Here is an 11,342-nt window from a genome sequence, read left to right on the forward strand (position 1 = left end):
CCCGGGCTTCATGGTGAGGGGCGTGCCCTGGCATCACGGCAACGAGCGTGTCAGCCAGGCCACTTCACCACTGTCCTCCATGGACACGCGATCCCGCTCGAAGCCGAGCTTCTCCAGGACACGCAGCGACGGTGTGTTCCACGTGGCGACGGTCGCCCAGAGCCGCTTCCGCCCGGTCGCGACAGCGGCATCGAGTACGGCTCCGGCCGCCTCGGTGGCGTAGCCACGCCCATGCACGCGCCGGAACAGCTCGTACGCGATTTCCGGCTCCTCCAGGGTGGAGCGGCCGGTGATCAGCCCGCAGTAGCCGATGAAGTCCCCCTCGTCACGACGCTGGATGGGCAACAGGGCGATCCCCGTACTCGCCGTGGCGGTGAGCAGCTCAGCGATGGACGTCCGGATGTGCTCCACCGTGGGGGTCCCGTTGCCGCGTTCGGAGAGGAGGGCGCAGAACTCGGCGGCGTCCGACTCGGCCCACGGCCGCAGTATCAGCCGCTCGGTCTCCAGGTGGAACGGCATCGTCTCGTACGTAGTCATGCCCCCACTCTCTCCCACGGAGCATCACGAACGACGGCTGGAGTAGCAGGGCCGCGTGAACGCGACTGGCCTGCTCCTGGCCGTCCCGTTCGGGTGAACCGGACACGAAGCCGCTCCACGGAACCTCATGATCCGCTTTCTTCTGATCATGGATTCCGCTGATTCCGCAGAACTGAGCCGCCGTCAATTCACCTCCCGGGCCGGGGTGGTGGCCGCTGCCGCCGCCCTGCCCGCCACCGTTGCGACACCCGCCGCCGCTGCCGCGCCCGCCGCCCCGCCCGCGGCCGCACCCGCGCCGCGGTCCACCGCCGACTGGGAGACGTGCCTCGGTGTCGCCCGCGCCCTGCTCGTGCTCGACGACGACGACCGGCCGCTGGTGCCCCGCTACGAGAGGATCCTGCTCGGCGGCGGACTGCCCAGGGGCGCCTCCGCACCCAAGGAGGTGCTGGTCCTCGGCGCTGGACCGGCCGGCATGGTCGCCGCCTCGCTCCTCAAGCGGGCCGGCCACCGGGTCACCGTCATCGAGGCCAACGGCAACCGCGCCGGCGGCCGCATCAAGACCTTCCGCACCGGCGGCCACGAGAACGCCGCCCAGGCCTTCGCCGACCCCAAGCAGTACGCCGAGGCCGGCGCCATGCGCATCCCCGGCAGCCACCCGCTCGTCATGGGGCTCATCGACAAGCTCGGCATCGAACGCCGCCCCTTCCGCTACGTGGACACCGACCCTGCGGGCAAGCCCCGGTACCGCACCTGGATCCGCGTCAACGGCATCAGCACCCGCCGCGCCGACTACGCCAAGGACCCGCGAGCGGTCAACCGCTCCTTCGGCGTGCCCAAGGAGTACGAGAACGTCCCCGCCGCCGACATCGTGCGCCGGGTCCTCGACCCCGTACGCGACGAGTACAGCACCCGTCGCCCCGACGGCACCCGCGTCGACAAGCCGATGCCCGAGCTGCTCGAAGGCTGGGCCCGGATCGTGCAGCGCTTCGGCGACTGGTCCATGTACCGGTTCCTCACCGAGCACGCCGGGCTCGACACCCGCACGGTCGACCTGATCGGGACCCTGGAGAACATGACCTCCCGGCTGCCGCTCTCCTTCCTGCACTCCTTCATCAGCCAGTCCCTCATCAGCCCCGGCACCGCCTTCCACGAGCTGACCGGCGGCACCGCCGTCCTCGCCGACGCCCTCCTCGACCAGGTGCGCGACGAGGTCCGCTTCGACCGGCGCGTCACCCGCGTCGAGACCAGGCAGGAGGGGAAGCGGGTCGTCGTCGACACCGTCTCCGAGGGCCGCGGCGGCAAGGTCGTCCAGGAGCGGTTCACCGGCGACGCGGCGATCGTGACCATCCCCTTCTCCGGCCTGCGGCACGTCCAGATCTCACCCCGGCCGTCCTACGCCAAGCGCCGCGCCATCACCGAGGTGCACTACGACAGCGCCACCAAGGTGCTCCTCGAATTCAGCCGCCGCTGGTGGGAGTTCGCCGAGGAGGACTGGCGCCGCGAACTCGACGCCATGGAACCCGGCCTCTACGACGAGTACCGCAAGGGCCGGGTGCCGCAGGACGGACGGCGGCTCGGCGCCCACCCGTCCGTGCCCCGGGGCCACCTCACCGAGGACCAGCGCACCCACTACGCGGCGAACGCCTGGGTCTCCCGCGCCCAGCCCGAGGCCGCCGGGGTGATCGGCGGTGGCTCCGTCACCGACAACGCCAACCGCTTCATGTTCAACCCCTCGCACCCCGTGCCCGGCAGCGACGGCGGCGTCGTCCTCGCCTCCTACAGCTGGGCGGACGACGCCAGGCGCTGGGACTCCTACGACGACGCGGCCCGCTACGCACTCGCCCTGCGCGGCATGCAGGAGGTGTACGGGCAGCGGCTGGAGGTCTTCTTCACCGGCGTCGGCCGCACCCAGAGCTGGCAGCGCGACCCCTACGCCTACGGCGAGGCGTCCGTGCTGCTGCCCGGCCAGCACACCGAGATCCTCCTCGACATGCGCACCCCGGAGGGCCCGCTCCACTTCGCCGGCTGCCACACCTCGGTCAAGCCCGCCTGGATCGAAGGCGCCCTGGAGTCCGCCGTCCGCGCGGCCCTGGAGGTCCACGGCACCGGCTGACGGCACGCCCGGGGGCCGGGGCCGGGGCGGCAACAAGCCCTGGCCCCGGCCCCCGGCCCCCTTGCTTCCGGACCTACCCGTGCCACGACCGCCACAGCGCCGCGTACGCCCCGCCGGCCGCCACCAGGTCGTCATGGCTGCCCAGTTCGGTGATCCGGCCCTCCTCGACGACCGCGATCACATCCGCGTCGTGCGCCGTGTGCAGCCGGTGCGCGATCGCGACCACCGTGCGCCCTTCGAGCACCCGGGCCAGGGACCGCTCCAGGTGCCGGGCGGCGCGCGGGTCCAGCAGGGACGTCGCCTCGTCCAGCACCAGTGTGTGCGGGTCCGCCAGCACCAGGCGGGCCAGCGCGATCTGCTGCGCCTGCGCCGGGGTCAGCGCCAGACCGCCCGAGCCGACCCCGGTGTCCAGCCCGTCGTCCAGCGCCCGCGCCCAGCCGTCGGCGTCGACCGCCCCGAGCGCCGCCCACAGCTCGGCGTCCTCCGCGCCCGTCCGCGCCAGCAGCAGGTTGTCCCGGAGCGACCCGACGAAGACGTGGTGCTCCTGGTTGACCAGCGCGACGTGCTCCCGGACGCGCTCGGCGGGCATCCGCGACAGCTCGGCCCCGCCCAGCGTCACCCGGCCCGCCCGCGGCGCGTAGATCCCCGCGAGCAGCCGCCCCAGCGTCGACTTGCCCGCGCCCGACGGGCCGACCAGCGCCATCCGCGTGCCCGGCGCCACCTCCATCGACACCCGGTGCAGCACGTCCACCCCCTCGCGGTAGCCGAACCGCACCTCCCGGGCCCGCACCTCGCGCCCGTCCGGGCCGACCGACTCGTCACCGCGCTCCGGCTCGATGTCCCGCACGCCCACCAGCCGGGCCAGCGACACCTGGGCCACCTGGAGCTCGTCGTACCAGCGCAGGATGATGCCGACCGGCTCCACCAGCATCTGCGCCAGCAGCGCCCCCGTGGTGAGGTCCCCGACGTCCATCCAGCCGTTCAGCACGAACACCCCGCCGATCAGCAGGACGGCCGCCAGAACCGTGGTGTGCGTGACGTTGATGACCGGGAACAGCACGGAACGGAGGTAGAGCGTGTAGCGCTCCCACGCCGTCCACTCCTTGATCCGCCGGTCCGACAGGGCGACCCGGCGCGCGCCCAGCCGGTGGGCCTCCACCGTCCGGCCCGCGTCGACCGTCTCGGCCAGGGCGGCGGCGACCGCCGCGTACCCCGCGGCCTCCGAGCGGTACGCCGCGGGCGCCCGCCTGAAGTACCAGCGGCAGCCCACGACCAGCAGCGGGGCGGCCACCAGCACGGCGAGGGCCAGCGGCGGCGCGGTCACCGTGAGCCCGCCGATCAGCAGCCCCGCCCACACCACGCCGACGGTCAGCTGGGGCACCGCCTCCCGCATGGCCTCGGCCAGCCGGTCGATGTCGGTGGTGATCCGCGACAGCAGGTCACCGGTGCCGGCCCGCTCCAGCACGCCCGGCGGCAGCGCCACCGACCGTACGAGGAAGTCCTCCCGCAGATCGGCGAGCATCTCCTCCCCGAGCATCGCGCCACGCAGCCGCACCATCCGGACGAACACCGTCTGGACCAGCAGCGCGGCCGTGAACAGCCCCACCGTCACCGGCAGGTGGAGGTCCCGCGCTCCCTCCGCGAGGCGGTCCACCAGCGAGCCGAGCAGGTAGGGCCCCACCATCGAGGCGATCACCGCGACCGCGTTGACGGAGACGAGCACGGCGAAGGCGGCGCGGTGGCGGCGCAGCAGCCCGGTGACGTACGCCCGGACCGTCGCCGGGGTGCCGACCGGCAGCGTGGTCGCCGACTCCGGGGCCGCCGGGTCGTGAGCCGGCGGTGTCAGGCCGATGGCGGCGGTCATGCCGACTCCTCGATGTCCACCAGGGTTTCCTCCTCGGTCTCGCGCGTGACGACCGCGCGGTAGCGCGCCTCGGTGACCAGCAGTTCGCGATGGGTTCCCACCGCCACCGCCCGGCCCTCGTGCACCAGCACCACCCGGTCCGCCGGGTCCAGCAGCAGCGGCGACGACGCCAGCACCACGGTCGTCCGGCCGGAGCGCAGCCGCTGGACGCCCGCCGCGACCCGCGCCTCGGTGTGCGAGTCCACCGCCGACGTCGGCTCGTCCAGCACCAGCACCTCCGGGTCGGTGACCAGCGACCGGGCCAGGGCCAGCCGCTGGCGCTGCCCCCCGGACAGCGACCGGCCGCGCTCGGTGATCCGGGTGAGCATCGGGTCGCCGCCGGGCTCCGGCGCCGCCTGGGCCAGCGCGCCCAGCACGTCACCGCACCGGGCGGCCGCCAGGGCCTCCTCGGCGGAGACCTTCCCGGACGCCGGCACGTCCAGCAGCTCGCGCAGGGTGCCGGACAGCAGGATCGGGTCCTTGTCCTGTACGAGGACGGCCGAACGGGCCGCGTCCAGCGGGAGTTCGTCCAGCGGCACCCCGCCGAGCAGGACGGACACGTGGTCCTCCGGGTCCTGTGACGGGTGGCCGCCGAGCCGGTCGGCCAGCCGCCCGGCGGCGTCCGGGTCGCCGCACACCACGGCGGTGAACAGGCCGGCCGGTGCGAGCAGCCCGGTGACGGGGTCGTACAGGTCCCCGCCGGGCGGCTCGTACCCGGCGGACGTGGCACCGGACGTGGCCTCGGACGTGGCCCCGGCCGGGGTGGTGGTCGTGGTGCGGGTCAGGGCGAGCACCCGGGCCGCACGCCGGGCGGAGGGGCGCGAGAAGGAGTACGCCATCGCGATCTCCTCGAAGTTGCGCAGCGGGTGGTGGGTGAGCGTCACCACGCCGTACACGGTGACCAGTTCGCCGACCGACACCCGGCCCTCCAGGGCGAGTTTCGCCCCGTACACCACGACCACGACCAGCAACAGGCCCGGCAGCGCCACCTGGACGGCCGCGATCAGCGCCCACATCCTGGCGCTGCGCACCGCGGCCCGGCGCACCTCCTGGGACGCCTCGCGGTAGCGGCCGAGGAACAGCTCCTCCCCGCCGATCCCGCGCAGCACCCGCAGGCCGGCGACCGTGTCCGAGGCGAGCTCCGTGGCCCGGCCCGCCTTCTCACGCTGGACGTCCGCACGCCGGGTCGCGCGGGGGAGCAGCGGCAGCGCGGCGAGCGCGAGCACGGGCACGCCGACGGCGACGACGACACCGAGGGCGGGCTGGTACACGAGCAGGCCCACGCACACCAGCAGGAGCGTGGTGGCCGCCGCGGCGAACCGCGACAGCGCCTCCACGAACCAGCCGATCTTCTCCACGTCGGAGGTGGAGACGGCGACGACCTCGCCGGCGGCGACCCGGCGGGTCAGCAGCGACCCCAGCTCGGCGGTCTTGCGCGCCAGCAACTGCTGGACCCGGGCGGCAGCCGTGATCCAGTTGGTGACGGCGGTGCGGTGCTGCATGGTGTCACCCACCGCGATGGCCGCGCCCAGCAGGGCGATCAGCCCGCCGGCCCACGCGAGGCCGCTGCCGGAACGGTCCACGACGGCCTGCACCGCGAGGCCCACGCCCAGCGGGAGCCCGGCGATGCCGAGGTGCAGCAGCAGGCCCCACAGCGTCGACCTGACCTGGCCGCCCAGCTGGTTGCGGCCCAGCCACAGCAGGAGGCGCGTGCCCGACCCGACGTCGGGATCGCCGGGATCTGCGTACGGAAGATGCTGAATCTGCATGGCGTCCCAGGGGTTCCGTCGACGGGCGGGCAGCGCGGAGCGGCAACCGGAACCGAGCGGGCCCGGCAGCCGGAAACCGTGCAAGGTTCGCCTTTCGGGCCCCGGGGCGCAATCGAATTTCCGGTGCGACCGCGCGGAACGCGCCAAGGACCACCGCCCGCCCTGGCGGCGCGCCCGGGTCCCGCGCTTCACTCCCGGCCCATGAGCCCACGACACGCCATGAGGATGCTCGTCAGTGCGGCGCTGGTCCTCGCCGCGCTCCTCGGGACGCCCCACGCGTCCGCCGCGCCCCACGAGCCACCGGCCGAGTTCGGCACGGACTGGCACGATCCCGTCACCGCCGCCCCGCCGGTACCCCGCCCGGCCGCCGCACCCACCTGCGAAATGACGCTCGCCCGGGCGCAGTTCCGCGACTTCACGCCCTACAAGGGCACCTACACGCCCCCCGAGGGCTGCGGCGACCGGTGGAACACCGTCGTCCTGCGCCTCGACGGCAGCGTCAAGGGACGCCAGTACGACCGCCTCGGCCACCTCGCCCTCGGCGGCGTCGAGATCCTCCGCACCTCCACCCCGCAACCGTCACCCGACGGCATCACCTGGTCGGTGGAGAAGGACATCACCCGGTACGGCGACACCCTCCGCCGCCCCCAGCCGGTCGAGATGCTCATCGGCAACGTCGTCGACGACACCCACACCGGCGTCATCGACGTCACGGTGACCCTGTCCTTCTACGCCGGACCCCCGGCCGCCACCGGAGTGCCCGACCGCGTCATCCCCCTCACCAACCCCACGCTCACCACCCCACGCAACTCCGAACGGATCCTCGCCGAGGTGTACGCCACCGGCTCCGGCGGCGGCTGCGAGGAGTACTGGTACCTCACCGTCCCCGACGCCGCGCCCTACTCCTGCACCGCGGCCGGCGGACCGCACCGCGAGGTCCGCGTCTCGGTGGACGGGCGGCTCGCCGGGATCGCCGCGCCCTTCCCCACCGTCTGGACCGGCGGCTGGTCCAACCCCTTCCTCTGGTACGTGATCCCGGGCCCCCGCGCCTTCGACGTCAAGCCGCTCCTCTACGACCTGACCCCCTTCGCCGCCCTCCTCAACGACGGCCGCCCGCACCGCGTCGAGGTCACCGTCACCGGCGTACCGGCCGGACGACCCGGCTGGTCGACACCCACCAACGTGCTGCTCTGGCAGGACGAGGCCCGCCGGGTCGTCACCGGCGCGCTCACCCGCCACGAGGAGCGCGCGCCCGTCAACTCACCGGTGTACACGCCGGGCACCGAGCACCGCCTCGACACCCGGGCCACGCACCGGCTCACCGTCGCCGGCCACCTCGACACCTCGCACGGCCGCGTCACCACCACCGTGACCCGCACGGTGTCCCACACCTCCGCACACCGCTGGACCGACGGCGAGACCCGGGACGCCCTGACCGCCACCTGGCGGGACGACGAGACCGTCGCCCGGAACCGCACCACCACCCGCACCACCCGCGCGTACACCATGGACGGCGAGACCACGCTCGGCACCGGCGACCGGCTTCGCACCGTGCTCCGCCTCGGCGACCGCGCCGACACGGTGACCCTGCGCCAGGGCCACCGGCCGGTCCGGACACGGCTGGACGACCGGTACGCCGGCGACGCGACCTACACCACCGGCGTACCGCGCGACCAGCGGCACGCCGTCGGCACCAGCTCCGAGCGGTACCGGCTGTACGGCCCGGGGGGCTGCTACGACCGCAGCCTGAGGACCGCGCAGGGAACGGTGACCGAGGACCGCCGCCGCTGCTGACCCGGCACCCGGCCCGGCCCGGGGCACGCTGACGGTGCCCCGGGCGCGGGCGACACGACCGGCAACGCCGCGACGCGCGCTGTCCGGGCGTCGCGAGCCCGGCAGGATCCGAACGCCCCGGGTCGTGTCCGTAAAGCCCCTAGGGCGTGTTTCGAAAGTCCCGTCCGGCCGGGAACGCCTGGCACGCACCCTCGCGGCGTTGTCGGCCGTCGGCGCAGCCCGCTGCGCTCTCCGACCTCCGCCTTGCGATCGCACGCACCAGACGCCCCCGGCCCCGCCCTCCGGGCGGACGACGCTACTTTCGAAACACGCCCTAGAAGCCGTCCACTCCCAGCTCGGTGATGCCTGCGTAGAGCCAGCTCCACACCTCGCCGCAGGGCGTCCCGCGGTCGAACAGGCCAGGGGCCAGCCCCTCGATCTCGTCCACGAACAGCTCCGCCACCGCGTCCTGGTCTCCCTCCACGGGGTAGGGGTGCCAGCAGGCGTTGCTGTAGCGGTAGACGGCCTCGAGGACCCGTGTGAAGACGTCGAGGTCCGGGGCGAGCGGCACCAGCGCCGCGCGCGCCGGGCCGTGCAGGTTGCTCCAGATGTGCACCGAACCGTCGTGGCGGTGCACGTACAGCTCACCGTACTCGGCCGAGCCGAAAGCGATCAGGTCGCGGGCGGCCACACCGGCGGGCAGCCGGTCCCCCGGGAGCTCGTCATCGGTGGGGGAGCGCATGGCCCCCGGCGGCAGGGTCTCGTACTGGGCGGTGTGGCACAACCACTGGGCGGGCAGCCCGATGTCCCGCAAGTGGCGCCTGCCGGCAGGGTGTTCGAGCCCTTCGGGGAGGTCGTCTCCCGGCACGCGCAGCACATTGCGCTCGCCGAAGGCCTCGTCGACCCGGTCCGGGGTCAGCGGGCCCGTGGGCCGCCGCACATCCGGTGCGGTCTTGGGCAGCGCGCGCTCGGACGAGGCGCTGTCGACGCCCTGGCCGCGTGGCCAGTCACGCAGCACCTCCGCGTCCGTCTCCAGCACCGCCAGGCCCGAGACCCCGTGGACGAGATGGCGGACCCTGCCGCCGTCGGCGGCGAACACGGACGCACCCTCCCAGCTCTCCGGCGCCGTCAGGTTCCACTGCTTCAGCTCCGGTGCTTCGAGCGCCTCGCGCGGCAAGGGGGCTTCCGGCAGCTCGTCCACGGCGGGCAGCCGTACCCTCGCGCCCGTCTCCGCGTCGAACCGGACCCGGCCGCGCCAGTCCTCCACCTCGATGAGCAGCCGGCCCTCGTGCAGACGGCGGTGCACCTGGTAGTAGTCACCGTTCAGGCTCGGCTGGGCCACGAACCAGTTCGCGGGCCGCCAGCACGCCCACACCGTCCGCCACGGCATGCCCGGCTCGGCCTTCGCCACCCCCTTGGCGAATTCCTCGTGCCCGGTCGCCGTGGCCGCGAAATGGAGCCAGGAGGCGAACTCGGCACGCGACACACCGGCGCCACCGAAGATCGCCTCGGCCTGGAGGAAGACCTCCCGGCCCTCCCGCGCCACGGCCCCCGTACCACCCCCGGCCGCGACGTGGTCGCGCACCGAGGCGCGGTCGGCCTCCAACAGCCGTGCGGGGTCGGCAAGTACGTCGTCGAGTTCCTCGTTCATACGGCCATCGTGTCACCGGCCAATGACAACGCCCCGGGCGCGGCCCTCACTCCGGCTTGACCGAGTCCACCCCCGGCCGCGCCCCGCGCCACTCCCCGCGCGTGAAGTCGGGAATCCGCTGCGGGGCGCCGTTCGCCCTGATCGAGGCGTGACTGAGCGGCACCGGAGCGGTCCAGGTGGCGGCGTCGTACACGTCGAAGTCGGGGACCAGACCGAGCCGCATGCACTGCATCAGCCGGTACACCATGATGTAGTCCATCCCGCCGTGCCCACCGGGCGGGTCGGCGTGCTCCTTCCACAGCCAGTGGTCGAACTCGTCCGCGTACGCCGAGAAGTCGGCCCACCGGTCGTCACTGTGGTCCGGCTCCAGGTATATCCGCTCCGGGTAGTCCTCGAAGACGCCCTTCGTACCGCCCAGGCTGTTGATCCTGCTGTACGGGTGCGGGGTGGACACGTCGTGCTCCAGCCGGATCACCCGGCCCCGGGCGGTCCGCACCATGCTGATGGTGCGATCGCTCTCGATGTACGTCTCCTTCCAACTGGGGTCGCTCCGGGGAACGTTGGCCTCCCGGTACTCGGCCAGGCCCAGCGCGGGCGTGCCGAAGCTGCTGATACTGACCGCCCGGTCGCCCCGGTTGACGTCCATGTAGTTGGCGACCGGACCGAAGCCGTGGTTGGGGTACAGATCGCCGCGCAGCCGGGTGTGCCACAGACGGCGCCAGGGACCCTCGTAGTACGTCGGCGAGAACATCAGCCCCCGCAGGTCGTGGTTGTACGCCCCCGCCCCGTGCAGCAGCTCGCCGAACTTCCCGGCGTGCGCCATGCGCAGCACCCGCATCTCGTTCCTGCCGTAACAGCAGTTCTCCAGCTGCATGCAGTGGCGGCGGGTGCGCTCGGAGAGGTCGACGAGCGCCCACAGCTCGTCCAGACGCATCGCGACGGGGCACTCCACGCCCACGTGCTTGCCGTTCAGCAGCGCCGTCCTCGCCATGGCGAAGTGCAGGTCCCAGGGCGTCGCCACGTAGACCAGGTCGACGTCACCGCGCTCGCACAGCTTCTCGTAGTCGTTCTCGCCGCTGGCGTACACGGCCGGTGACGGCTGCCCGGCCGCGACGACCTTGGCCGCCGCCCGCTCGGTCTTGGCCTTCACGGGGTCGCAGACGGCGGTCACCCGGACGCCCGGGAGGGCGAGGAACAGGTCGATCATGCTGCCGCCGCGGTTGCCGAGCCCCACGATCGCGACGCGGACGGTGGACCGCCGCTCGAACGGCACCCCGGCCATGGTCCGGCCCTGGCGCGGGGGAGCGGAGCCGGCGTCCTCGGCGGAGGGCGTGGCCGCGGCCGCGGGGGTGGCTCCCAGCACACCGAACCCCAGCCCTGCGGCGCCCGCCACCCCGGCCGTGGTCCGCAACACGGAACGGCGGCTGGGCGGGTCGGAGCCCCGGTCCTGGTTCCCCGGTGCAGCGTCGTTCATCGAACCTCCAGTGCGTCGTGTGCGCGGCTGGTTCATGAATCCCGGTGAGGACCCTGGCCGTTGGGGCCGCTGGTACGCAAGGGCTCCGTTTGGACTCCCGTCGCGAGTGCATGGACTCTTCG

General features: G+C 73.5%; 7 protein-coding genes. 2 read left to right on the top strand and 5 right to left on the bottom strand.

The genetic code is table 11. The annotated features are described in order from the left end of the window. Positions 1-33 precede the first annotated feature (33 nt). A complete protein-coding gene (locus tag EIZ62_RS28805) occupies positions 34-537 on the bottom strand; it encodes a GNAT family N-acetyltransferase (RefSeq protein WP_156695590.1) in 504 nt (167 codons plus the stop codon). Between the two features lie 148 nt (positions 538-685). Between EIZ62_RS28805 and EIZ62_RS28810 the strand changes: the two genes are divergently transcribed. After that, positions 686-2,650, top strand: a complete 1,965-nt coding sequence (locus tag EIZ62_RS28810; RefSeq protein WP_156695591.1) for a flavin monoamine oxidase family protein — start codon at positions 686-688, stop codon at positions 2,648-2,650. 73 nt (positions 2,651-2,723) lie between these two features. On the opposite strand, the gene EIZ62_RS28815 is transcribed toward EIZ62_RS28810, so the two are convergent. After that, positions 2,724-4,514 (bottom strand): ABC transporter ATP-binding protein, encoded by a 1,791-nt coding sequence (locus EIZ62_RS28815; protein WP_156695592.1) that lies wholly within the window; start codon positions 4,512-4,514, stop codon positions 2,724-2,726. Continuing rightward, positions 4,511-6,322: an ABC transporter transmembrane domain-containing protein gene (locus EIZ62_RS28820; protein WP_156695593.1), complete on the bottom strand. Its 1,812-nt coding sequence runs from the start codon at positions 6,320-6,322 to the stop codon at positions 4,511-4,513. Before EIZ62_RS28820 ends, EIZ62_RS28815 begins: the two co-directional genes overlap by 4 nt. Positions 6,323-6,523: 201 nt before the next feature. Between EIZ62_RS28820 and EIZ62_RS28825 the strand changes: the two genes are divergently transcribed. Continuing rightward, positions 6,524-8,116: a peptide-N4-asparagine amidase gene (locus EIZ62_RS28825; protein ID WP_156695594.1), complete on the top strand. Its 1,593-nt coding sequence runs from the start codon at positions 6,524-6,526 to the stop codon at positions 8,114-8,116. Positions 8,117-8,429: 313 nt separating this feature from the next. Here the strand turns inward: EIZ62_RS28825 and EIZ62_RS28830 are convergent, their stop codons facing one another. Together EIZ62_RS28830 and EIZ62_RS28835 are read right to left on the bottom strand one after the other, a co-directional pair. Next, positions 8,430-9,746 carry an SUKH-4 family immunity protein gene (locus EIZ62_RS28830; RefSeq protein WP_156695595.1) on the bottom strand — a complete coding sequence of 439 codons (1,317 nt, stop codon included), beginning with the start codon at positions 9,744-9,746 and terminating at the stop codon, positions 8,430-8,432. A 46-nt stretch (positions 9,747-9,792) separates the two neighbouring features. Then, positions 9,793-11,220 (bottom strand): Gfo/Idh/MocA family protein, encoded by a 1,428-nt coding sequence (locus EIZ62_RS28835; RefSeq protein WP_156695596.1) that lies wholly within the window; start codon positions 11,218-11,220, stop codon positions 9,793-9,795. Positions 11,221-11,342 lie beyond the last annotated feature (122 nt).

This window comes from Streptomyces ficellus (assembly GCF_009739905.1).
GTDB classification, from domain to species: domain Bacteria; phylum Actinomycetota; class Actinomycetes; order Streptomycetales; family Streptomycetaceae; genus Streptomyces; species Streptomyces ficellus_A.

Bases quoted from the DNA above. Each gene is read 5' to 3' on its own strand.
- EIZ62_RS28830 (WP_156695595.1), bottom strand. From the start codon at position 9,746: ATGAACGAGGAACTCGACGACGTACTTGCCGACCCCGCACGGCTGTTG.
- EIZ62_RS28805 (WP_156695590.1), bottom strand. From the start codon at position 537: ATGACTACGTACGAGACGATGCCGTTCCACCTGGAGACCGAGCGGCTG.
- EIZ62_RS28815 (WP_156695592.1), bottom strand. From the start codon at position 4,514: ATGACCGCCGCCATCGGCCTGACACCGCCGGCTCACGACCCGGCGGCC.
- EIZ62_RS28835 (WP_156695596.1), bottom strand. From the start codon at position 11,220: ATGAACGACGCTGCACCGGGGAACCAGGACCGGGGCTCCGACCCGCCC.
- EIZ62_RS28820 (WP_156695593.1), bottom strand. From the start codon at position 6,322: ATGCAGATTCAGCATCTTCCGTACGCAGATCCCGGCGATCCCGACGTC.
- EIZ62_RS28825 (WP_156695594.1), top strand. From the start codon at position 6,524: ATGAGCCCACGACACGCCATGAGGATGCTCGTCAGTGCGGCGCTGGTC.
- EIZ62_RS28810 (WP_156695591.1), top strand. From the start codon at position 686: ATGGATTCCGCTGATTCCGCAGAACTGAGCCGCCGTCAATTCACCTCC.